Genomic DNA, 23596 nt, shown 5'->3' with positions numbered 1-23596 from the left:
CTTAACCCTCCTTCTCAATACGGGTCAGGTTGTCCCGCAAAATGGGGCCGTATTCGTACTTGCCCGGGCACACAAAGGTGCACAGCGCCAGATCTTCTTCGTCCAGCTCCAGTGCGCCCAGTTTCTGGGCAGTCGCGGTATCTCCCACGATCAGCGCACGCAGCAGCTGGGTCGGCAGGATATCCAGCGGCATCACACGCTCATAGGTGCCGATCGGCATCAGCGCGCGCTCGGAGCCATTGGTGCTGGTGGTGAAGTTGAACAGGCGGTTCTTGAACAGGCGCGACAGGTAGATCGGGAAGACCGAGAAGCGCTTGTTGCCCGCGCGCAGGTAGTGCAGGAACGGACGATCGCGACCCTCTTCCAGCACAGTCACCTGGTTGTGGTAACGACCCAGATAGGCCAGCGGACCCGCCGCGGTGCTACCACCGAACACGGAACCGGAGATTACGCGGTTGTCGTCACCCTGCAGCTCGCCGGCGGTCAGCTCGTCCAGGCTGGCGCCCAGACGGGTACGCAGCAGGCGCGGCTTGTTGACCCGCGGGCCAGCCAGGGAAACCACGCGGTCAGTGAACAGCTTGCCAGTGGCAAACAGCTTGCCCACTGCAATGACGTCCTGGTAACCGATGGTGAACACGCTGCGGCCGGGCTTAACCGGGCTCAGGTAGTGAACATGAGTGCCAGACAGTCCCGCCGGATGCGGGCCGGCAAAGGCTTCACGGCGAATGTTGCTCGCGCTGGGCACCGGAATATCGGCATCCGGCGCGGTACATACATAGGTGACATCCGCCAGTTTGGACAGGATTTCCACACCCTGCGCAAACGCATCGCGCTGCTCGCCGATGATCAGGGCGGGATCCGCCGCGAGCGGGTTGGTATCCATGGCGTTGATGAAGATTGCCGCTGGCTGGGCGTCCAGAGCCGGTACTTTGCTGTACGGGCGGGTACGCAGCGCGGCCCACATCCCTGACTCCACCAGGTTCTCGCGAACCTGCTCTGCAGTCAGGCTGCCGAGCTGGTCGGCACTGTAGGAGGCGAACTGCTCCGCCTCGTCGCCATCGATCTCGATAACGACGGACTGCAGTGCGCGGCGGGCGCCACGATTGATGGCCACTACGCGGCCGGCAGCCGGAGCGGTATAACGCACACCTTCAGTTTTCTTATCGGTAAACAGCAGCTGTCCGAGTTTGACGCTATCCCCCTCTGCCACCGCCATGGTCGGCTTCATCCCGTGGTAATCGGGGCCGAGCACAGCGACGGTTTTGAGTGCAGGACCATCGTGGATGGCCTGCTCGGGCGCGCCGGATATGGGTAAATCCAATCCCCGACGGATCTTTCTCATACGCCTATGCCTAAGTTTCTAGTTTAAAAAATATGCAACAGCATCCTTTCGCAACCCGACACACAGCCCAATACCCATCTGTGCTCGGCTCGAAGAGACACTGTTTCAGGAATTCTCGCGCTGCGAGGACTTAAACCGCATTGCCCGGAGGTCGGGCAGGAGGAAGCTAACTTCTCGGCGCACGGCGGCCCCGCCAAAATCGCGCGCATTATAAAGATGGGACGGATTCATTACCAGTGCGGAAGCGGCCTAATCGGCCCGCCATTAGGAAAATTTTGCTGGAAAAACAGGGATTTGGGGGATGGGACCGGGGAGCCCCTGCTTGGGACTCCCCGGTCGGCAACGGCGTCAGTGCTGGCGCCTCAGTCCTTCTTCGGGTACAGCTCGTAACGTACGCCGGCCATATCCTCGAGACAGCGCACCACCTGGCAGCTGTATCCGAACTCGTTGTCGTACCAGCAGTACAGAACGGCGTTATTGCCGTCGACAATGGTGGCAATCGAGTCGAAGACACAAGCGCGACGGGAGCCGACAAAGTCGCTGGACACCACTTCCGGGGAGTTGGTGTAGTCGATCTGCTGGCGCAGCGGCGAGTGCAGAGCCACTTCGCGCATATAGTCGTTCAGCTCTTCCTTGGTGGTTTCCTGACCCAGGTTCAGATTCAGGATCGCCATGGACACGTTCGGGATGGGAACGCGAATCGCGTTACCGGTCAGCTTGCCCTTCAACTCCGGCAGCGCCTTGGAGACCGCCTTGGCCGCACCCGTCTCGGTCAGGACCATGTTCAGCGCGGCAGCACGACCGCGGCGCTCGCCCTTGTGGTAGTTGTCGATCAGGTTCTGGTCATTGGTATAGGCGTGGACGGTCTCCACGTGGCCATGCTCTACACCGTACTTGTCCATCACCGCTTTCAGGACCGGCACGATGGCGTTGGTGGTACAGGAGGCGGCGGACAGGATTTTGTCGCTCTCCTCGATATCGCCGTTATTGATACCGTAAACGATATTCTTGATATCGCCCTTGCCCGGCGCAGTCAGCAGCACCTTGGCGGCACCCTTGCTCTCGAGGTGCTGACTCAGGCCAGCTTCGTCGCGCCATACACCGGTGCTGTCCACGACGATCGCATCGTGAATGCCGTGCGCGGTGTAATCCACTTCCTGGGGTGAATTGGCGTAGATCACCTTGATCTCGTTGCCGTTACAGATCAGGGTATTGGTCTCTTCATCGACACGGATGGTGCCCTTGAAGGCGCCGTGTACACTGTCGCGGCGCAGCAGCGAGGCGCGCTTGACCAGATCATTGTCAGCGTTGCCCTTGCGCAACACGATGGCGCGTAGGCGCAGCACATCGCCACTGCCGGCCTTATCGATCAGCAGGCGCGCCACCAGGCGGCCGATGCGGCCAAAACCGTAGATCACGACATCTTTGGGCTGTGGCAGCGGCGTGCCGGCGCCCTCGGCATCCGCCAGCTCGCGACGCACGAATTCGTCCACGGACAGGCCGTTGCCTTCGCGCATGAACTTGTTGGTCAGGGTGCCCAGGTCGATATGTACCGGGCCCAGGTCCAGCTTGCAGATGGCTTCCAGTACCGGGAAGCTCTCGAACTCGGAGAGTTCATTCTCCTCGACCTGCCGCACAAAACGGTGCGCCTTCATGATGCTCAGCACGGAGCGGTTAACCAGGTTACGGCCGTACATGTAAACACCGACGTTGCGCTCACGGTTGAGCTTGCCAATCATCGGGATCATGGATTCAGCCAGCGCTTCGCGCTCCTTCCAGTCCTTGAAAAAATCCGCGGGCTTTGGTCGCTTCTGAGTCACTGTCAGACACCTCTGCAATGTGTTCGATAGGCAGGAAATTCGCGGCCTGCAGGCACTGCCCGGGCCGCGTGGCTGCGCAATATAGGGATTACACTCCGGGGGTGCAACCGGGCAAAAAAACAGCAAAAAAATGTAGTAAAACTACCAATTTACGCGCCGCCGATTGCCCACCCGAAGACACCTTCCGGTGCCTCCCTCGCCGGACCGTTTTAGCGCCCGCTGACAGATGCCCTGCACGGGTTTCAGTTCACCGCTACAATAGCGTCCCCCGAGCCGACCTCCGACTGAAAGCGCGGATTTATAAGGAAAGATGACCGATTTAAGCCCCCTATCCCCACCGGACTTTCGCTCCTCCAGTGACCGCCAATTCTGGGGTCAACTGCACGGCGCTGCCGCCGCAGTGGCAATCCTGAACGCTGCCCGCAGAGCGGAAACACCCACCCTGCTGGTGACCCGCGACAGCCAGGAAGCGCACCGACTGGAGGTGCAGCTGAAATTTTTTAACAAGTCCCGGCGAGATGACGGCGACGGCAGCGAACTGGAAATTTTCCATTTCCCGGACTGGGAAATACTTCCCTACGACACCTTCTCTCCGCACCAGGACATCATTTCCGACCGACTGGCGACCCTCTACCGCCTCCCGCAGATGGGTCGCGGCATCGTCATCGTGCCTGTCAGCACGCTGATGCACAGGCTGCCGCCGCGGGACTACGTGGCCGGCAATGCGCTGATATTGCAGGAAGGGCAGCGGTTTGACATCGATGCCCAGCGCCGCCTGCTCGAACAGGCCGGCTACCACTGCGTGGATACCGTCTACGAACACGGTGAATTCGCCGTGCGCGGTGCGCTGATGGATATCTTTCCGATGGGCAGCCGCCTGCCCTACCGCATTGACCTGTTTGACGATGAGATTGAAACCCTGCGCACCTTCGACCCGGAAACCCAGCGCACGGTGGATAATGTGGACAGCGTTCACCTGCTGCCCGCACGCGAGTTCCCGCTGCACAAGGCTGCGCTGGCGGAATTCCTGCAGAACTGGCACGAGCAGTTCGACTGCGACCCGAGCCAGGTATCCATCTACCAGGACATCAGCGCCGGCATCGCTCCGGCGGGTATCGAATACTATCTACCTCTCTTTTTCCGCGATCAGTGCGCCAGCCTGTTCGACTACCTTCCGGAAAACAGCCAGGCATTCCTGCAGGGCGATATTCAGCAGCCCATCGAGCATTTCTGGCGCGAAGTCGGCAACCGTTACGAAAGCCGCTGCGGTGACCTGACCCGCCCGATTCTCAAACCGCGTCAGATCCTGCTCAATATTGACGAGTTCAATGCGGCACTGAAGGGCATGCCGCGGGCGATATTCTCCGAAGAGACGCTTCCACAAGGCCAGGGCAACCATAACTTCACCACCGATGCCCCGCCCAAGCTACCGGTGGACGGCAAAGCCGAGCAGCCGCTGGCAGCGCTGGAAAGCTACCTGATGGAATACTCGGGCCGCGTGCTCTTCTGCGCGGAAAGTGGTGGCCGTCGCGAGGCACTGCTAGAGCTGCTCCGCGGGATCCGCCTGGAACCGACGCAGTTCGGCAGCTGGAGCGACTTCCTGGCCAGCGAGGAGAGTTTCGGCATTACCGTAGCGCCGTTGGATCAGGGCTTGAAGCTCGCCGACCCCGCCATCAACCTGATCGCCGAACCGCAACTGTTCGGCGAGCGGGTACTACAACAGCGCCGGCGCAAGAAAGCCAAGGACGATGCCGATAACGCGGTCAAGAATCTCGCCGAGCTACGCATCGGCGCGCCGGTGGTGCATATCGATCACGGTGTGGGCCGCTACCGCGGCCTGCAGCACCTGGAAATCGACGGCCAGCCGGCGGAATTCCTGACCCTGGAATACGCCGACGAGGCCAAACTGTATGTGCCCGTCGCCAGCCTGCACCTGATCAGCCGCTATTCCGGTGCCGACGAGGCGCTCGCGCCCCAGCACAAACTGGGTAGCGAGCAGTGGCAGAAAGCCAAGCGCAAGGCGGCGGAAAAAGTGCGCGACGCCGCCGCCGAGCTGCTGGATATCTACGCCCGGCGCGAAGCCCGCGTCGGCCACGCCTTTGCCGATCCCGGGCTCGCCTATCGCGAATTCGCCGCCGGCTTCCCGTTCGAAGAGACCCCGGACCAGCAGCAGGCCATCGAAGCCGTCGTTGCCGACATGCTGTCGAAGAAACCGATGGATCGGCTGGTCTGCGGCGACGTGGGCTTCGGCAAGACCGAGGTGGCGATGCGCGCGGCTTTTGTGGCCGCCCACGCCGGCAAGCAGGTGGCCATGCTGGTGCCCACCACCCTGCTCGCCCAGCAGCATTTCCAGTCATTCCGCGACCGCTTCGCCGACTGGCCCCTGAACATCGAGGTGATCTCACGGTTCCGCTCCGGCAAGGAAATCGACAGCATCAAGGACAAGGTGGCGAGTGGTGCGGTGGATATTCTGGTCGGCACACACAAGCTGCTACAGAGCGATCTGGACTTTAAAAACCTCGGCCTGCTGATCATCGACGAGGAACACCGCTTCGGTGTGCGCCAGAAAGAGCGCCTGAAGAGCCTGCGCGCGGAGGTGGACATTCTCACCCTGACCGCGACACCTATTCCGCGCACGCTGAATATGGCAATGGCCGGCATCCGCGACCTGTCTGTCATCGCCACGCCGCCGGCCCGGCGCCTGTCGGTGAAAACCTTTGTACGGGAACGCGATGAGGCGCTGATCAAGGAGGCGGTGCTGCGGGAGATATTGCGCGGCGGCCAGGTGTATTTCCTGCACAACGAGGTAAAAAGCATCAAACGCATGGCGCGGGAGCTGCAAGAACTGATTCCCGAAGCCCGCATCGGCATCGGCCACGGCCAGATGCGCGAGCGCGAGCTCGAGCAGGTCATGAGCGACTTTTACCACAAACGCTTCAACGTACTGATCTGCACCACCATCATTGAGACCGGTATCGATATCCCCACTGCCAATACAATTCTGATCGAGCGCGCTGACAAATTCGGCCTGGCGCAACTGCACCAGCTACGCGGCCGTGTGGGCCGCTCCCACCACCAGGCTTACGCCTACCTGCTGACACCAAACAAACGCGCCATGACCACCGATGCTGTCAAGCGCCTCGAGGCGATCAGCGAAGCCCAGGATCTCGGCGCCGGTTTTACCCTGGCCACCCACGACCTCGAAATTCGCGGTGCGGGGGAGCTGCTGGGCGAGGAACAGAGCGGACAGATACAGAGTGTCGGCTTCAACTTATATATGGAGATGCTCGACCACGCCGTCAAAGCGATTCGCGAGGGCCGCACGCCGAATATCGACGAGCCGCTGGAATCGCCGGCGGTAGACGTGAACCTGCGCGTCCCCGCGCTGATCCCCGAAGACTACCTGCCGGACGTGCACGGGCGCCTGATGATGTACAAACGCATCGCCAACGCGGCCGATTCGCAGGCACTGAGAGAGCTGCAGGTAGAGATGATCGACCGCTTCGGGCTGCTGCCGGAACCGGTAAAGCACCTGTTCCGCACCACCGAGATCAAATTGCGGGCCGACGGCATGGGCATTCGCAAACTCGAGGCTTCCGCCGTGCGGGGACGTATCGAATTTGCGGACAATACCCGGGTTGATCCGCTGACTTTGGTTAAGATGGTGCAGACCGAGCCGGGCCGCTATCAGCTGCAGGGCGCCAACCAGTTAAGCTTCGCGCTCGACGAAGAGGGGCCCGATCAGCGCCTACAACAGATTAGCGGAGTGTTGGAGCGGCTGGCCCAGTGATAGTATTCCGCCGCGGGCGCCGATAGTATGCGGCCCGCGGCGCGGGCCCGGACCCACTTGAAAGCCATAACGATTAAAAGCGGTAACGAAATGACCAGAATTCTCAAACTGTGCTCCGCACTGCTGCTGACCTTTGCCGCAGCCAGTGCCAATGCGGTCAGCTACGCCGGCACAACCTTCGAAATCGAGATGATCGTGTTCAGTCGCACACAGGGCATGGAGCGCTCCAGCGAAACCTGGCCTGCCGCACCGCGCCTGCAATACCCGTGGCGCTGGGTGGATTTCCAGTCCACCAACGACAACGGTGCACCGGCGCTCACTCCAGTACCGACGCAACTGGACAACAAAGTTGCGGCATTGAACCGCGGCGGCCAGTACCGGGTGCTGTTCCACAAGGCCTGGCAGCAGGTCCTGTGGCAGAAACACCGCGCTCCGGCGATCGTGATCAGCGGCGGCGACAGCTATCGCGGTCACCGCCAGCTGGAAGGCAGTGTCACCGTCAGCGTGTCTCACTATCTGCACCTGAACACCAACCTGTGGTTCAACGACTTTACCGGTGAACCCACCAGCGCCAGCATACTGCTGCCCGAGCCCCCCAAAGCCACCAGCGACGAACCGCTGGATCTACAGCAGGGCGTACCGGCAACTGGCGGCATGACAACCGGCTTCAGTGCCCCCCTTTACGCCCAGCATGTTGCAGTGCTGCAGGAGGGGCGCCGCCTGCGCAGCGGGGAACTGCATTACTTCGACAGCCCCCAGCTGGGTGTCCTGATCGAGGTCCGCACCGTGAAAAATCCGGCAGATGCCGCCGGCAAATAACGTCCGTCTTATAACAACAACAGAATCTTTCCTGCTTTATGATTACAAACGATGCAATTATTCTCGGCATGCTCGCCGCCATCCTCGGTTTTGTCTTTTATACCGCGGGCAGCGAGCACCGGTTCTGGAAGCGCTTTTACCGCTTTGTACCGGCACTGCTGCTGTGTTATTTCCTCCCTTCCCTGCTGACCACATTCCACATTATCGATGCGGAGTCTTCGCGGCTTTATTTCGTTGCGTCGCGCTACCTGCTGCCGGCAAGCCTGGTACTGCTGACTCTTAGCATCGATCTGAAAGGCATCATTAACCTGGGCCCCAAGGCGCTGGTTATGTTCCTGACCGGCACCCTCGGCATCATCATCGGCGGCCCTATCGCACTGCTGATCATGTCGACCTTCAGCCCCGACCTGATTGGTGGCGGCCCAGATGCGGTTTGGCGCGGCATGACGACCGTGGCCGGCAGCTGGATCGGTGGCGGTGCCAACCAGGCAGCAATGAAAGAGATCTTCGGCGTGGGCGGTAACATTTTCTCGGCCATGGTGGCCGTGGATGTGATTGTGGCCAATATCTGGATGGCAGTACTGCTGATTATGGCGGGTAACGCCAAGCAGCTGGATGCCCGCCGCGGTGCCGACACCAGCGCGATCACCGAATTGCGCGAAAAGGTCGAGGCGATGCACAAGAAGCACAGCCGCAATCCCAGCCTGACCGACCTGATGCTGATTGCAGCCGTCGGCTTTGGTATCACGGCCATTGCCCATGCCTGCGCGGATCAGCTGGCACCCTGGTTCCAGGCCAACGCACCACAGCTGGCACGCTTCAGCTTTACCAGTCAGTTTTTCTGGTTGATTGTGATCGCCACCACAATCGGAATATTCGCTGCATTTTCACCGGCGAAAAAGCTCGAGGGCGCCGGCGCCTCCAAAGTGGGGTCGGTGTTCATTTATTTCCTGGTGGCGACCATTGGCACCCACATGGATATCACCGCACTGCGCGACAGTCCGGAACTCTTCCTGCTGGGGGCTATCTGGATGGCGATACACGCCGGCCTGATTTTGCTGGTAGCCAAGCTGATCAAGGCGCCCACCTTCTTTATGGCGGTGGGTAGCCAGGCCAATGTCGGCGGTGCCGCATCGGCACCGGTGGTGGCGGCGGCCTTCCACCCCTCTCTGGCACCGGTAGGCGTACTGCTTGCGGTCATGGGCTATGCACTGGGCACCTACGGTGCCTGGTTCTGTGGCCAGCTGCTGCGTATCGTTGGCGGGGGATAATCGACAGATAAAGAAAAGGCGGGCCAGATGGCCCGCCCGGTAGGATTCACCGCTCAGCACTTAAAGCGCCAAACTAAGATCTGGTGCAAATATTGTCTATTTCCAACCAGAACCCGTGAACAGAAGTGCGGATTCTATCGAGTAATTCGGTATCAATTACTCGCAGGGAACCACATCTTCCGCCAGCAATCCCTTGTCACCCTGCTGCATCTCAAACTCTACAGCCTGACCTTCGTTCAGAGTTTTGTAACCCTCGCCGCGAATGCTGCGATAGTGAACGAAAATATCCTCAGTTCCTTCTCCACAGGTGATGAAGCCATAACCCCGGGCGTTGTTAAACCACTTCACTGTACCTGTAACGCGATCACTCATTGAGACAACCTCATTATTGTTATTGCGCTTGCCTCTCAACCTCTGCGGGCAAAAGTGCAAAACGCCACCCCGATACCAGCCGTCAGTACAGTTGCCAGCGGCTGTCTTGCTCTGCCCACCGGGTCAAACCCGGCAAGCACATACTGATTCTTAGATAAAAAGGCGCCAGTGTCTAGGTGTGTCCGGGAAATAAATACTGACGATTCAAGTTCGTGCGCAATAATTCACCAACCGTGACCCGCATCCCCTTTCTTACTGTTCAATCCTGCTTTTGCGTACTCGTGTTTACCAGCTGTCTATCCGGCACTTTTCGCCACTTCCGGTATTTGGGATGGCCACTCCGCGACATGCAGTGTTGACGTGGGGAAAGCACAGGAAGCGCCGTGCCCCTCGATTATCTGCAAAATCCGCAACAGGATATCCTGTTTGATTTCGTGGTAGCGCACCCATTCCGTGGTCTTGGTAAAGGTGTAAATAAAGAAATCCAGTGATGACGGCGCAAAACTGTTGAAATTGACTATCAGGGTCTGATTGGTATCGATTTCCGGATGCTGCTGCAACATTGCTTTCACATCTGCAACGATTCCGGCCATCAGCGGCGCATCCTCGTAGCGAATGCCAATCGTTTCATAGATGCGCCGGTTGAGCATCCGCGATGGATTCTCCACAGCAATCTGGGTGAAGATTCCGTTGGGGATATACAGCGGGCGCTTGTCGAAAGTACGGATCCGGGTCAGGCGCCAGCCGATGTCCTCGACCGTGCCTTCGATCTCCTTGTCCGGTGACCGCACCCATTCGCCCACTGCAAAAGGCCTATCCAGATAGATCATCAGGCCACCGAAGAAATTTGCCAGCAAGTCCTTCGCTGCAAAACCGATCGCCAGGCCGCCGATTCCGCCGAATGCCAGCACACCACTGATGCTGTAACCGAGAAACTGCATGACCACCATCGCAGCGGTGATCACAATCGACGCCCTAACAAGTTTGCCCACCGCACGCACGGTGGTAGCATCCATGGGCTTGCCCATGTAGCGGGGATCGCGCAGGTTGTGCTCGACATTGCGGGAGAAACGCAGCGCAAACCAGGTAATTACCAGAATGAGCCCGATTTCGCGCATCGGTGCTGCAAGGTTAAAGATCTCCGCGCCGGTGGCCGCGCCGGCACGGCCGGCCGCCACGGTCAAACCGAACAGCCAGACCAGTACGGCACCCGGCGGCATGAGAGCTCCTACCAGTGCATCATCCCAGGGGTTCATGGTCCGCTCGGCACGAGCGGACAGCCGCTGAACGAAGCGCGAGAGCAGCCACGCGGCCAGCGATGTGGCCAGTACAATCAGAAAAATTGCGACGATCCACAAGCGGTTGTCACCGACCCAGGACAACAGCATCCCCTTCAACGATTCCACCGACTACAGCTCCTTTCCTTTGTATCTGAAAAAATTCTGCTATTAACCTGTAATACTGGCCAGCCAGGCGCGGGTGGCCTGCCAGCGCTCGCTGGTTTCGAGCGCGTCCCAGGATTTGATTGCCGGCTTGCCACGCATACGTTGCAGCCGATCGCTGGAGGCGGGGGACGGGCAGAACCCGTCCAATGTCTCCAGTACCTCGAGCGCCCCTGCGCGATTGTTGCAAACCACGCCCATATCGCAACCGGCGTCCAGCGCGGCCTGTATCCGCGCGCCATAACCGCCAGCTACTCCGGCCCCCTCCATGCTCAGGTCATCGCTGAATATGATCCCATCGAAAGCCAGTTCGCCGCGCAGGATTTCCTGCAGCCAGTAACGGGAAAAGCCCACCGGTTGCTGATCCATCTGCACAAAGCGGATATGGGCCGGCATGACCGCATCCAGCTCACCTTCTCGAATACATTCGATAAACGGCAAAGCATCGGAAGCCATCACGTCAGCCAGAGAGCGCTCGTCTTCGGGCAGTTCTTCGTGACTGTCTTCAAGCACATGCCCGTGCCCCGGGAAGTGCTTGCCGGTCGTGGCCATGCCCGCTTCGTGCATACCCTCCATGAAGGGGCGCACCCGCGCGGCGACCTGGGCAGGATCGGCGGCGAAACTCCGGTCGCCGACGATGCGGCAGTGCTGGTCGTCCGCGTCCAGAACCGGGGCGAAGCTGAAATCGACACCCACCGCGAGAAGCTCGGCGGCGAGCAGCCAACCCACATCTTTCAAGCGTCCGCTATCGGCATGTGCGGCCAGCTGCTGCATCGACGGCAGGCGGGTAAATTCATCGCGAAAGCGCTGCACCCTGCCCCCTTCCTGATCCACTGCCAGGAGGATATCCGGCCGCTCGGCGCGGATGGCCGCCACCAGATCCTGCAACTGCTGGCGGTCGCGAAAGTTGCGCGCAAAAAAGATCAGCCCGCCCACCAGCGGATGGCCCAGCAGTACCCGGTCTTCCGCCGTGAGTGAATGGCCCTCGATATCGATCATTACCGGGCCAAGAATTGCAGACATACAAAGCTCCTTGAAACGCAACAGCTTACGCGGGCAACTGTGCTGCCGCCGGCTGCCATGATACTTGCCTCTCGCTCACAAAGTGTGACCGCCGGCAAAAATCACCCGGATGGAACACGGCGTTTCACCGTGTACCGGAGGGGGCGCTAGTCGGCATCCACCTTCAACATCGCCGCCGCTGCCGGCACAAGGCGCTCCAGCGTCTCCGGCAGGCTGCTTTCCGCGCCGAAATCCTCCCTCAGGATAGCCTCGATGGCGTCAAAGCTCGACAGGGTGAAGATGGTGGCGCCCAGCATGAAATAGAGCCGCCAGTAGAAAGTCACCGGATCCAGCCCCGGCAGCGCCTGGGCCAGCAGTCCGGCAAAGCGCCGGTAGCTGTCCCCGTAGCGGGAGACGATAAAGCGGCGCAGATGCCCCTGGTACTGGGTATACGCCAGCCCCAGCAGGCGCATGAAGCGCTGGGGATCTCGCCCCTGTGCAGCCAGGCTGCCCATCCCGACGCGGTAGAGGCTCTCCAGCAGGCCCTCGACAGTCACCGCCTGGCCCGCCGTCACACGCCGATCCAGCTCATCTGCCAGCGTCTGGGTAAATGGCGTCAGAAAGCGCTCGAATACCGCCTGGATCAATTCTTTTTTTGAGCCGAAATGGTAGTTTACTGCGGCGAGGTTGACTCCGGCCGTACTGGTGATGGTGCGCAGAGATGTCTCGGTAAAGCCGCGCTCGGCAAACAGCACCTCGGCCGCATCCAGAATTCGACTGACAGTATCCGTCTGGCTCATACAGATTTAAACCAACGATTAAAACAGTTGTTTGGCAAAACAGCAGATTAGCACATCAGGCGCCAAATGACGCCGTTACTGAGCCCGGCGGACAGACACTAGATTTGATGAACAACTATCAGGGGCAATCGGTCATGGGACAGAGACTACCGGATATCGGCAACTGGTTTGAAAACATCGAGGACGGCGCACTGTTCGAAATCGTGGCCATTGATGAGTTCGCGCACACAGTCGAAGTACAGTACCTGGACGGGACGCTGGACGAATTTGAAATGAGCCAGTGGCACAGCCTGCCGATCGTCGATGCGGCACCACCCGAAGATGCAAATATCGCCTACGGAATGACAGCCGTAGAGCAGAGTCCCGACTCCAATGGCAACACTGCGATCGGGCGCGGCAATCCGCTGGACAATCTCGAGGGCGAGAATTTCGCCGGCACCGACGAATCCCCGTTCTGATCACACGCCGATAATATACGGGAAGCCCACTTGGCAGTCGGGCTTCCCTATCATCAAAACCCGCTACTCCCTTTCGCGGATAAACTTGATAATGATTTCCGCCGCCTCGTCCACGCTATCGACGATCCGAAACAGCTCGAGATCCGATGCGTCGATACAGCTGTGCTCGAGCGCCGTATCCACCAGCCAGTCATGCAGGCCGGACCAGTAGCGCTTGCCCACCAACACGATCGGAAATTGACGCACCTTGTGCGTCTGCACCAGTGTTAGCGCCTCAAATAACTCGTCCAATGTGCCGTATCCACCCGGCAGGCCGACAAAGCCCACCGCATGTTTCACAAACATAAATTTGCGCACAAAAAAATAACGAAAATGGAGGCTGATATCCTGGTAAGGATTGGCTTCCTGTTCGAAAGGCAGTTCGATATTGAGACCGATGGAGGAACCCGGCTGTGGATAGGCACCGCGGTTACAGGCTTCCATCAAACCCGGTCCACCGCCGGTAATGACCGGAATCCCCTCGGCGGCAAGCAGCTCGCCCAGGCGAACGCCCTGTTTGTATTCCCGCGAATCCTCGCTAAAACGCGCGCTTCCGAATACGGTGACCGCGCCGCTTAGCTTAATCAATCGCTCTATCCCATCCACAAGTTCAGACTGAATACGCAGCACACGCCAGGCTTCGGGCATCTTGGCATCAAGCATTATTGTACTTCCTTTTTTGTCGCGTCTTTCGACAGAACCTTTATTCTTCCTGTCTTCACTTTAGCAGCTTGACGCGACAACAGCGGAAACATTGCGCCCCCACCGAATCTGTATATAATCACAGCAACTGTATATAAATACAGAAACAGATCAGGTGACTTTCATGACCAACCTCACTGCCCGCCAGGCTCAGGTACTCGAGCTCATCAAGGCTTATCTAGAAGATACCGGGTACCCACCCACTCGCGCGGAGATTGCCCAGGAGCTGGGGTTCCGATCCCCCAATGCCGCCGAGGAACACCTCAAAGCGCTGGCGCGCAAAGGTGCGATCGAAATGGTCGCCGGGGCTTCGCGAGGCATCCGCATTCCGGATTACCAGCCGGGCCTGCCGATCATTGGTCGCGTCGCCGCGGGCAACCCAATTCTGGCAGAGGAAAACATCGAAGATTACTGTGATCTGCCGTCTGACTTTTTCCACCCGCCAGCCGACTACCTGCTGCGTGTACACGGAATGAGTATGCGCGATGCGGGTATTCTCGACGGCGACCTGCTGGCCGTTCAGCGCACAGACCAGGTTCGCAATGGCCAGATAGTGGTGGCCCGTATCGAAGATGAGGTAACGGTCAAGCGCTTCCGGCGCAAGGGCAACCAGGCCACCGTGCAGCTATTGCCGGAAAACGAAGACTTTGATGTGATTCAGGTGGATATGCGGGACAAGCATTTTGCCATCGAGGGCCTGGCAGTGGGGGTGATTCGCCAGACCCCATAAACGGTTCCGGAGGGCCGGCACCAGTCCGATCTCGAGCGGAGGGCGGACGCCATGGGAAGCAGTTGCCGAACCTATAGTCAGGTGCTGGTGCGGCTGCTCAGTGAATGGTGTGGTTGACCGGCTCCAGCTCTTCCTCTTCGTGGAATTCCGGATCTATTTCGTCGATATTTTGTACAGCCTCAATACCCGCTTCCAGCATGGCACGGGCGATCGCAATTTTGTGTTCGCGCAGGAACTGGAGGCTCTCGTCAGAAAAGTGAATGCGCACGAGCGGCTCCTCCTTGTGACCGGCACGGCGCAACGCCACATCACCATTGGCGAGCTCGATTATCTCAAAGGTCTCGGAGGACATTCATTTCTCCCTAACATCGGTTTGTGCGCAGTGTAACACAGGCACACGGGGAGATTCAGGCGTCGCCGAATTCAACTCACCACTCTTCGGAATGCGCCCGCTGGCGCCGCACCAGTTCCGCCAGGGCCCTGCGCCATTCGTCGAGGGTTGCGAAATCGAGCACCCTGCTCTGCGGCGCAGACAGGTTGCGCGCCGGTATCAGGTCGACCGCCCCACCCGCTTTGCGCTGGCCGCTCTCGCTGGAGAAGCTCCACAGCTGCACCCAGGTGACCTGCAGCTGCGCCAGCCAGCTGTCATCATCCGCGCCCAGGCCGCACAGTTCGGCCGCTTCAGCACAGGTCTTGCCCATCGCACTGGCCCTATCCGCCAGCGCCCGGGCCGATTCAGGCTCGACGCCCAGCTGCAGCTGGTAAGCCAGTTCGGCGAGAAAGGCGCGGTAAGCGCGCCACAACTCCAGCACTACCGCATCCTGAATGGCAGCGCGCGTGGGCGCATCACCCACTCCGGCCTGCAGCAGCAGCTCAGCTTTACGCAGGGCGGATGCCACCGCCCCGGTGTACGGATTACTCATTTCGCAGATTTTGCCGATTTTTTGGCCGGCTTGCGTTTGGCGGCAGTCTTACTGCCCGCGTCAATCTGCCACTTGCCATCGCGGTAGAACGCACGCCAGCCAGTGGCTTTGCCCTCTTCTTCCGATTGCACGTACTGCTCCTGGGTCTTGCGACTGAAGCGCACCACCGTATCGCGTCCCTGATCGTCCTCAGTCGGTGCCGAGAACAGGAATGTGTACTTGGGATCGATCGCATCCTTGTGTGGCAGCAGTTCCTTGACCAGCGGCGCGCGGGTCTCGCGGTTTTTCGGGAACTGACTCGCGGCCAGGAACAGCCCGGAAGCCCCATCGCGCAGGATGTAGTGGTCTTCCACTTTCTGGCAGGGCAGCTCAGGCATGGGGACCGGATCCATTTTCGGCGGCGCCGGCTGACCGTTTTTGAGCAGCTTGCGGGTGTTCTTGCAGTCTTCGTTAGTGCAGCCGAAATACTTGCCGAAGCGGCCGGACTTCAACTGCATATCACTGCCGCATTTATCGCACTCGATCACAGGGCCATCGTAACCCTTGATCTTGAAGGTGCCCTGCTCTACTTCGTAGCCATTGCAATCCGGGTTGTTGCCGCAAATGTGCAGCTTGCGGTGTTCGTCAAGCAGATAGCTGTCCATCGCTGTGCCGCACTTGGCACAGCGGCGTTTCTCGCGCAGCTGGCGGGTTTCCGCCTCCTCGTCCTTGTCCGCATCCACCGCTTCCTCGCCCGACACCAGGTTCATGGTGTTCGTGCAGCGCTCTTTCGGCGGCAGCGCATAACCGGAGCAACCGAGGAAAACGCCGGTGGAGCCAGTACGAATCTGCATATGGCGGCCGCATTTACTGCACTCGATATCGGTATCGGTGGGCGTATTGCGGCGCATGCCGTTGTCGGTGTCCTGGGCCTTTTCCAATCGCGAGGAAAAATCCTTGAAGAACTCGTTCAGCAGATCCTTCCAGCCCTTGTCCCCGTCGGCCACCGAATCGAGGGACTCTTCCAGATTCGCGGTAAAACCGTAATCCATCAGGTTGGTAAAGCTTTCACTCAGACGGTCGGTAACAATGTCACCCATCTTTTCCGCGTAGAAACGCCGGTTTTCCAGGCGCACGTAGCCGCGATCCTGAATCGTCGAAATGATGGACGCATAGGTGGAGGGGCGGCCGATACCGCGCTTCTCCAGCTCCTTGACCAGTGCGGCTTCGCTGAAGCGCGCCGGCGGCTTGGTAAAGTGCTGCTTCGGGTCGAGCTTCTTCAGCGCGAGTTTTTCGCCGACCTTCACGTCCGGCAACACCATGTCTTCGTCTTTCTTGCTGGTCGGTGGCGTCACTTTGAGGAAGCCGTCGAAACGGATCACCCGGCCGCGGGCGCGCAGCTCGAAATCGCCGGCGGTGACCACCACCGAAGTGGAAGTAAACTGGGCCGGCGTCATCTGACAGGCGACAAACTGCTGCCAGATCAGGTTGTACAGGCGCTCCGCGTCCCGCTCAACGCCGGACAGCATATTGGGCTGCACGCGCACGTCCGATGGGCGGATCGCCTCGTGCGCCTCCTGTGCGCCCTCTTTGCTGCTGTAGCTGTTTGGGGCGTCGGGCAGGTATTTATCGCCGTAATTTTCGCCGATAAATTCGCGCACGGATTCCACCGCTTCCTTACTGAGGTTGGTAGAGTCGGTACGCATATAGGTGATGTGTCCCGCCTCATAGAGGCGCTGGGCCAGCATCATGGTTTTCTTCACGCTGAAGCCAAGACGATTGCTCGCCGCCTGCTGCAGGGTGGACGTGATGTACGGCGCCGTCGGCTTGGAGCTGGTGGGCTTGTCGTCCCGGGCACTGACAGTGAAATCGCTGCCCTGCAGGGCCTGTACCGCAGCACTGGCCTGCGTTTCATTGGTCGGACGGAAGGCCTCGCCACTCTGCTTTTTGACTTCCAGGCGCAGCGCATCGCTACCCGTAGTGGCCGTGTCGGCAAACAGCGTCCAGTACTCTTCGGGAATAAATGCACGAATCTCGCGCTCGCGCTCCACGACCAGGCGGACCGCCACCGATTGCACCCGCCCGGCGGACAGGCCCCTTGCGACTTTCTCCCACAGCAGGGGGGAGACCATATAGCCAACGATCCGGTCCAAAAACCGGCGCGCCTGCTGGGCATTGACCCGGTTGATATTCAGCGGGCCCGGATCCTTGAAGGCCTCCTGAATCGCGGATTTGGTGATTTCATTGAACACCACGCGGCGATAGCGGTTATCGTCGCCACCAATCGCCTCGCGCAGATGCCAGGCGATAGCCTCCCCCTCGCGGTCCAAGTCCGTCGCGAGGTAGATGTGGTCGGCATTGGCGGCGAGCTTGCGCAGCTCACTGACCACCTTTTCCTTACCCGGCAGAATTTCGTAGTGGGCTTCCCAGTTGTGATCCGGGTCGATGCCCATGCGCTTGATCAGCTGCTCGCGATTTTTCTTGCGCTTGTAGATCGCCTTGTCTTCCGGAGACAGCTTGCGCGTTTCGGCAGCGCGGCGCGCGCGCTCCTTGGCATCGACCGGTTGCTTGTTGCCACCGCCGGTGGGCAAATCGCGAATATGACCGACGCTGGACTTCACCACGAAGTCCTTACCGAGATACTTGTTGATGGTTTTCGCTTTGGCCGGTGATTCGACGATGACCAGTGATTTACCCATAAGCATTTGATTTTAAATAGAAAATTTACAGCTTTCGCACACCCGACAGCCCGTTTACGAAGGGCCGCGCTGCGCGAATATATAAGCTCCGCCCCCAGTGCGGTCAAGCAAACTGGCCAAATTCTTTCTCGCGACCGGCCGTTCTGGGGGAATAAAATTGCTGGCTGGCGGGCCGCCAGCGGGTCGCCCTTAGCGCCCGCAAACCGCCGCACCGCACCCTATTTGGGGGATTCTCCATCCCGGCGCGGCTGGCGAATTGCTTCCTCTATAATGGGAGCGAATTCCGGCAGGGAGTGCTCCAGCGCCGTCATTCCGCGCTCCCCGGTATTTTCCCGCCACTGCACGCCCAGGCCGCCATGGCTCGCGACAACAGCACAGGCGTCTCCGGGCAGTTGGGCCAGCAATTCGCGCAGAGGTTCCCAGGCTGCTTCCGGCGCACTGCGCTTGTTCTTCCAGTCCCAGCGATCGGAAAAGTGCAGTTCGTGTGACATTCGCTGCAATTCCAGGATCCAGCCCGTCTGCAACCGCCGCGGGTCGCGCCAGCGGTGGATGTATACCGCAGCGGTGCCCTCACCCATCGCCGATGGCAGCGGCAGCATTTGCACGGACATGCCCGCCTTCGCGGCACGCTGGCGCAATGCGGCAAGTTGGCGGTCGCGCCCACTGGGTTTGAGCCACATCACCGGGCCCACCACCAGAGTCACGGCCAGGAGAATAATAATCACGGGAAGCCAAGCGGACATAGCCACTCCTCGTCAGTGGAAATCGGCGTCCATTTTGGATGGAGCAGTGCTATTTCTGTCAACCGGATTTTTTTAAAGTAGACTTTCGGTGAGGTCGCCCGCCACTACTCGCGATGAAAACAGACACTAACGGAAAGGAGCGAAGTGCCTATGACCAGCTACAAGCGCATTTTAATCGGTCTGGATCTATCGGAAGAATCGTCCCAGGTACTGCAGAAAGCCGGCACGATCGGCGCCGCCTGTGACGCGGAACTTACTCTCGCCCACGTCATCGAGCCGCTCACCTTCGCCTATGGCGGAGACATTCCCATGGATCTCTCAGAGGTCCAGGAGCAGCTGCAGACCCAGGCCAAGGAACAGTTGCGCAAGGCTGCCGCCCAGCTGAATATCCCAGCGGAGCGCCAGCATGTGGTACTGGGACAACCGGCCACCGAAATTCACCGCCTGGCCGAGGAGATGCAAGCAGATCTCGTGGTTATCGGCAGCCACGGCCGTCACGGCCTCGCCCTGCTGCTCGGCTCTACCGCGAACGGAGTCCTGCACGGCGCCAGTTGTGACGTGCTGGCCGTTCGGGTGCACACCGAAGACAAATGAAGTCAGCCGGCCGTTAAGCCGGCTTCTTTACTACTGCTCGCTATCGAGCTCCGCCCAGCGTTCGAATGCCGCTTCCAGCTCTGCCTGCTTGTCGGCGAGCTGGCGGAGCTTTTCCTCCACCTGCGCCTGCTCCTGCTGGTAAAAATCCGGCTCGGCCACCGCGGACTCGATCTCACCGATTTCCGCTTCGAGCTGTTCAATTTTTCCCGGCAGGCTGTCCAGCTCCCGCTGCAGTTTGTAGCTGAGCTTTTTCCTTTTCGGTGCCGCCGCGGCAGGTTCAGCAGTCTTCGCCTGAGGCTTTTCCTGCGCCTTCTGCCCCTTTTCCTCCGGCACTGCAAAACTGCCGCCCTGACGTAGAAAATCGGCGTATCCACCAACGTACTCGCGCACGACGCCATCCCCCTCGAACGCCAGACAGGAGTCGACCACATTATCGAGGAAGGCGCGATCGTGGCTCACCAGCAGGACTGTGCCGGGAAAATCCAGCAGCAGCTGCTCCAGCAGCTCGAGCGTCTCCACATCCAGATCGTTGGTCGGCTCGTCGAGCACCAGGATGTTGGCCGGCTGGCTGAACAGCTTGGCCAGCAATGCCCGGTTGCGCTCACCGCCACTGAGCGCCTCGACCCTGGTGCGCGCCTTGACCCCACTGAAAAGAAAATCCGCCAGGTAAGACATGGCATGGCGGGTTTTGCCGCCGACGGTGATCGACTCGCGCCCCTCGGCAATATTATCCAGCACCGTCAATTGTGGATTGAGCTGATCGCGCCGCTGATCGAAATAGGCCACCTGCTGCTTGGTGCCCAAGCGCACATTGCCGGAATCCGGCGCCAACTCGCCCAGCAACAGGCGAATCAACGTACTTTTACCGGCGCCGTTGGGACCGATCAGCCCCACCCTGTCGCCGCGCATCAGGGTGAAGGACAGATCGCGGATCAGCGGCTTCTCGCCCGGGTAGGCGAAGGAGACGTCGGTCAGCTCGGCCACCAGCTTGCCGGACATTTCCCCGGAGTCCAGCGACATCTTCGCCACGCCCTGGCGGTTGCGGCGCGCCTCGCGCTGGCGCCGCAGCGTCTGCAAGGCCCGCACTCGCCCCTCATTGCGGGTGCGCCGGGCCTTGATCCCCTGGCGGATCCAGGCCTCTTCCTGCGCCAGCTTCTTGTCAAACAGCGCCTCGTTGCGCGCCTCCTCTTCGAGAAGCTTTTCCTTCTCCTCCTGATAGCGGTCGAAACCGCACAGGAATACCCGCAACCTGCCGCGATCCAGATCCCAGACCGTCTTCGCCAGGCGCTGTGCCAGCGCGCGGTCGTGACTGACGAACAGCAGTGCGCCGCGGTAGCTACTGAGAAAATTTTCCAGCCACTCCACCGCGGCAATATCCAGGTGGTTGGTGGGCTCGTCGAGTACCAGCAGATCGGGCTCGGTAACCAGAGCGCGCGCCAGCGACGCCCGGCGCTGCCAGCCGCCAGAGAGGTCCGCGACAGTTTCCTCCGGATTCAACCCCAGGCGATCGAGCACGCTGTCGATGCGCGGCAACAGTTCCCAGCCGTGCGCGGATTCAATATGCGCCTGCAGCTCGGGCCGGGGATCGGCGCGATAATCCGCCAGCCACAGGCCAACGTCGCCGAGACCGCCGGCGACAAAGCGGTAAACGCTGTCTGTGCAATCTGACGGCAACTCCTGGTCGAGTGCCGCCTGCACCAGACCGCTTGCACGTACGACTTCGCCGCCTTCCGGGTCGATCTGCCCGGCAATTACCTGTAACAGGCTCGACTTGCCTTCGCCGTTCCGACCGACCAGGCAAATGCGGTCGCCGCGATCAATCTTGGCGCTGACCTCGTCGGCCAGTACCTGGGTTCCGTAGCGCAGGCTAACGCCATCCAACTGAAGCAACATAATTAACAACTACAATATCTATGGTTGGAGCAGCTTCTCATGCCCGCAGAAACAGCGGCAATTTTCTGCTCTCGACCTTGTGTAAAAAAACGGAAATTTTACGCATTTTTCAACGCGTGGCTCTGTTAGTGTATTGTTTCACACTGGGTGACGAACACCACAACAACCGGCGCGAGAATTCAATCGGGTGATATGTGATGTCGATTGACGCAAAGGGACTAGCGTTTCTTTTACTGATGCTACTGGGCACCGCCCCAGCCCTGGGAGCCACTACTGACGCGGAAAAAGCCGTGGCACAGCGCGATAAGCTGCAGGCCGCAAGGACGGCTATTGCCCACCGGGACTGGAGCTCAGTCAACAAGATCAAGCGCGAACTCAAGGACTACCCGCTGCTGCCCTATATCGACTATTGGGCCATCAGCAAGAAACTCCCGAGCCTCCCCTACGACGAAATCGATCAGTTTCTCGCAGAATACCGCGACACGGCAATCGGCGACTGGATGCGGGTGCGGGTTCTGCGTGAGCTGGGCAGCCGCCAGCGCTTCAAGGCATTCCTCAAATACTACGATCCGGACAAGATCGTGCGCAGCTCCCTACGCTGCTACTACGCGGACGCACTGGCACGCCACGGCGACAAGCAAGACGCCTACAAGCTGGTGGAAGAACTCTGGATGGTGGGCACCTCCCAGGCGGAGGAATGCGACCCCGTATTCGCGCGCTGGATAAAAGACGGCGGCCTGACCCAACAGCTGGCCTGGCAGCGACACCGCCTCGCGGTGGAAAGCGGCCATCTCGACCTGGCAACCTATGTCGCCGGCAAGATGGACAGCGATCACGCGCACATGGCCAAGCTGCTGCACTCGGTTCACCGCGATCCGAAACAACTGCTGAATTACCAGCGCTTTGTCAGCGACCAGCCCGAATACCGCACCATCGTCATCCACGGCCTGCAGCGACTGGCGCGGGAAGACGCCCCCCTGGCCGAGAAGGCCTGGCACCGCTACGAATCCAGCTATCTCTTCACCGATGCCGAGCGCGACCAGCTGCTGCGGGATCTGGCCCTGCAGTTCGCGCGCCAGGACAACCTGGGCGGCCTGAGGCACTTACTCAAAAATGAAAACTTTGCCGACGCCCGCGCGATGGAGTGGCTGGCGCGCCAGTCCCTGCGCGAGCTCGACTGGGAACAGGTCGCCTTCTGGATCGATCGCCTGCCCGAGGAAGAGCAGCACCGCGACCGCTGGCTCTACTGGAAAGCACGATCCCTGGAAGAACTTTATGGCAAGGGGCGCGCCGACGCCGCAGTAATGCTCTACCGCCAGGCCGCACGGGAGCGCAGCTACTACGGTTTCCTGGCGGCCGACACTCTGGGCCAGAACTACAGCTTTGTGGACCGGCCGGCACCGGTGACGCCCCAGCAGGTGGAAGCGATGGCGGCGCGGCCGGGTATGCTGCGTGCCCGCGAACTGCAGGCCATCGGCGAGCTCTACCATGCGCGGCGCGAGTGGGATTACGCCACCGAGGGTATGAATCACGAGGAATTATTGACCGCGGGCAAAGTCGCCAGCTCCTGGGGCTGGTACCACAAGTCCATCCAGTCAGTTCTGGCTGCCGACTATCTCGACGACCTGGAGCTGCGCTTTCCGCTGGCTTTTTCGGACATCGTCGACACCGTCAGCAAGAAAATGGGCAAGAAAACGGCGCTGGACCCCTACCTGATTTACGCCATTGCCCGGCAGGAAAGCCACTTCAGCCACGATGCCAAATCCCATGCCGGGGCGCTTGGATTGATGCAGCTGTTGCCGTCCACCGCCCGTGCAACGGCCCGTCGCGCCGGCGTACGCTACCACCGCAGCTGGGACCTGCTCAGCCCGAGCACCAATATTGCCCTGGGCAGTTACTACCTGAACACGCTGTTGAGCCGCTTCAACAACAACCGCTTCCTCGCCGCCGCGGCCTACAATGCCGGTCCGACTCGAGTTGCCAGCTGGCTGAAAGAAACGGAAAACAAGCTGCCCTACGACGTGTGGATCGAAACGATCCCGTACAACGAGACGCGCAAGTATGTACAGAATGTGCTCGCTTATACGGTGATCTATGCCTACCGCAGCGGCGCCAAACTGTCGTTAGTGCGGGAAAGTGAATCGGCCAGCAAGCTGTAAGCGGCCGCAATTCGGGAAG

The 23596-nt window shown here is 59.9% G+C and carries 19 protein-coding genes; 7 read left to right on the top strand and 12 right to left on the bottom strand.

All coding sequences use genetic code 11. The features are described 5' to 3' along the window. Position 1: 1 nt before the first annotated feature. Complete coding sequence (locus tag IG168_RS09095) at positions 2 to 1342, bottom strand: Na(+)-translocating NADH-quinone reductase subunit A (protein ID WP_193164076.1); 1341 nt, start codon at positions 1340 to 1342, stop codon at positions 2 to 4. Between the two features lie 362 nt (positions 1343 to 1704). Next, positions 1705 to 3168, bottom strand: coding sequence for a glyceraldehyde-3-phosphate dehydrogenase (locus IG168_RS09090; protein ID WP_193164209.1), 1464 nt, complete (start codon positions 3166 to 3168; stop codon positions 1705 to 1707). Positions 3169 to 3472: 304 nt separating this feature from the next. Here IG168_RS09090 and mfd point away from each other — a divergent pair, with 304 nt between their 5' ends. The 3 genes from mfd (at position 3473) to IG168_RS09075 (ending at position 9042) form a co-directional block, all read left to right on the top strand. Beyond that, entirely contained in the window at positions 3473 to 6952 is a 3480-nt protein-coding gene (gene mfd, locus IG168_RS09085; protein ID WP_193164075.1) for a transcription-repair coupling factor, read from the top strand. A 90-nt stretch (positions 6953 to 7042) separates the two neighbouring features. Next, complete coding sequence (locus IG168_RS09080) at positions 7043 to 7771, top strand: CsiV family protein (protein WP_193164074.1); 729 nt, start codon at positions 7043 to 7045, stop codon at positions 7769 to 7771. 38 nt (positions 7772 to 7809) lie between these two features. Continuing rightward, positions 7810 to 9042, top strand: a complete 1233-nt coding sequence (locus IG168_RS09075; RefSeq protein WP_193164073.1) for a DUF819 family protein — start codon at positions 7810 to 7812, stop codon at positions 9040 to 9042. A 156-nt stretch (positions 9043 to 9198) separates the two neighbouring features. Here the strand turns inward: IG168_RS09075 and IG168_RS09070 are convergent, their stop codons facing one another. The 4 genes from IG168_RS09070 to IG168_RS09055 form a co-directional block, all read right to left on the bottom strand. Beyond that, positions 9199 to 9414, bottom strand: a complete 216-nt coding sequence (locus IG168_RS09070; RefSeq protein ID WP_020413094.1) for a cold-shock protein — start codon at positions 9412 to 9414, stop codon at positions 9199 to 9201. A gap of 296 nt (positions 9415 to 9710) precedes the next feature. Continuing rightward, the gene (locus tag IG168_RS09065; protein WP_319024681.1) at positions 9711 to 10820 is read right to left on the bottom strand and encodes a mechanosensitive ion channel family protein; all 1110 of its coding nucleotides are present in this window, start codon (positions 10818 to 10820) and stop codon (positions 9711 to 9713) included. A 42-nt stretch (positions 10821 to 10862) separates the two neighbouring features. Then, positions 10863 to 11879 carry a beta-N-acetylhexosaminidase gene (gene nagZ / locus IG168_RS09060; RefSeq protein WP_193164072.1) on the bottom strand — a complete coding sequence of 339 codons (1017 nt, stop codon included), beginning with the start codon at positions 11877 to 11879 and terminating at the stop codon, positions 10863 to 10865. Between the two features lie 146 nt (positions 11880 to 12025). Next, positions 12026 to 12658, bottom strand: coding sequence for a TetR/AcrR family transcriptional regulator (locus IG168_RS09055; protein ID WP_193164071.1), 633 nt, complete (start codon positions 12656 to 12658; stop codon positions 12026 to 12028). Between the two features lie 134 nt (positions 12659 to 12792). Here IG168_RS09055 and IG168_RS09050 point away from each other — a divergent pair, with 134 nt between their 5' ends. Then, a complete protein-coding gene (locus IG168_RS09050) occupies positions 12793 to 13116 on the top strand; it encodes a DUF6763 family protein (RefSeq protein WP_193164070.1) in 324 nt (107 codons plus the stop codon). Between the two features lie 63 nt (positions 13117 to 13179). On the opposite strand, the gene IG168_RS09045 is transcribed toward IG168_RS09050, so the two are convergent. After that, a complete protein-coding gene (locus IG168_RS09045; protein WP_193164069.1) occupies positions 13180 to 13818 on the bottom strand; it encodes an LOG family protein in 639 nt (212 codons plus the stop codon). A gap of 163 nt (positions 13819 to 13981) precedes the next feature. On the opposite strand from IG168_RS09045, the gene lexA reads away from it, so the two are divergent. Further along, on the top strand, positions 13982 to 14587 hold the full coding sequence (lexA, locus tag IG168_RS09040) for a transcriptional repressor LexA (RefSeq protein ID WP_193164068.1): 606 nt from the start codon (positions 13982 to 13984) through the stop codon (positions 14585 to 14587). A gap of 97 nt (positions 14588 to 14684) precedes the next feature. Here the strand turns inward: lexA and IG168_RS09035 are convergent, their stop codons facing one another. From IG168_RS09035 to IG168_RS09020, 4 genes are all read right to left on the bottom strand, one after another. Further along, a complete protein-coding gene (locus IG168_RS09035; RefSeq protein ID WP_193164067.1) occupies positions 14685 to 14939 on the bottom strand; it encodes a hypothetical protein in 255 nt (84 codons plus the stop codon). A gap of 76 nt (positions 14940 to 15015) precedes the next feature. Further along, the gene (locus tag IG168_RS09030; protein WP_193164066.1) at positions 15016 to 15510 is read right to left on the bottom strand and encodes a DUF6586 family protein; all 495 of its coding nucleotides are present in this window, start codon (positions 15508 to 15510) and stop codon (positions 15016 to 15018) included. Continuing rightward, positions 15507 to 18188, bottom strand: a complete 2682-nt coding sequence (topA, locus tag IG168_RS09025) for a type I DNA topoisomerase (protein WP_193164065.1) — start codon at positions 18186 to 18188, stop codon at positions 15507 to 15509. The genes IG168_RS09030 and topA overlap by 4 nt, the downstream gene beginning before the upstream one ends. A 218-nt stretch (positions 18189 to 18406) precedes the next feature. Beyond that, positions 18407 to 18931 carry a hypothetical protein gene (locus IG168_RS09020; RefSeq protein WP_193164064.1) on the bottom strand — a complete coding sequence of 175 codons (525 nt, stop codon included), beginning with the start codon at positions 18929 to 18931 and terminating at the stop codon, positions 18407 to 18409. Positions 18932 to 19081: 150 nt separating this feature from the next. Here IG168_RS09020 and IG168_RS09015 point away from each other — a divergent pair, with 150 nt between their 5' ends. Continuing rightward, entirely contained in the window at positions 19082 to 19525 is a 444-nt protein-coding gene (locus tag IG168_RS09015) for a universal stress protein (protein WP_193164063.1), read from the top strand. 30 nt (positions 19526 to 19555) lie between these two features. On the opposite strand, the gene IG168_RS09010 is transcribed toward IG168_RS09015, so the two are convergent. Next, on the bottom strand, positions 19556 to 21418 hold the full coding sequence (locus IG168_RS09010) for an ATP-binding cassette domain-containing protein (protein ID WP_193164062.1): 1863 nt from the start codon (positions 21416 to 21418) through the stop codon (positions 19556 to 19558). Between the two features lie 197 nt (positions 21419 to 21615). On the opposite strand from IG168_RS09010, the gene IG168_RS09005 reads away from it, so the two are divergent. Continuing rightward, positions 21616 to 23577 (top strand): transglycosylase SLT domain-containing protein, encoded by a 1962-nt coding sequence (locus IG168_RS09005; protein WP_193164061.1) that lies wholly within the window; start codon positions 21616 to 21618, stop codon positions 23575 to 23577. The last annotated feature ends 19 nt before the right edge of the window (positions 23578 to 23596 follow it).

The sequence above is a fragment of the Microbulbifer hainanensis genome (assembly GCF_014904735.1).
Lineage (GTDB): Bacteria > Pseudomonadota > Gammaproteobacteria > Pseudomonadales > Cellvibrionaceae > Microbulbifer > Microbulbifer hainanensis.
This window is presented reverse-complemented; position numbering and strand designations above follow the sequence as displayed.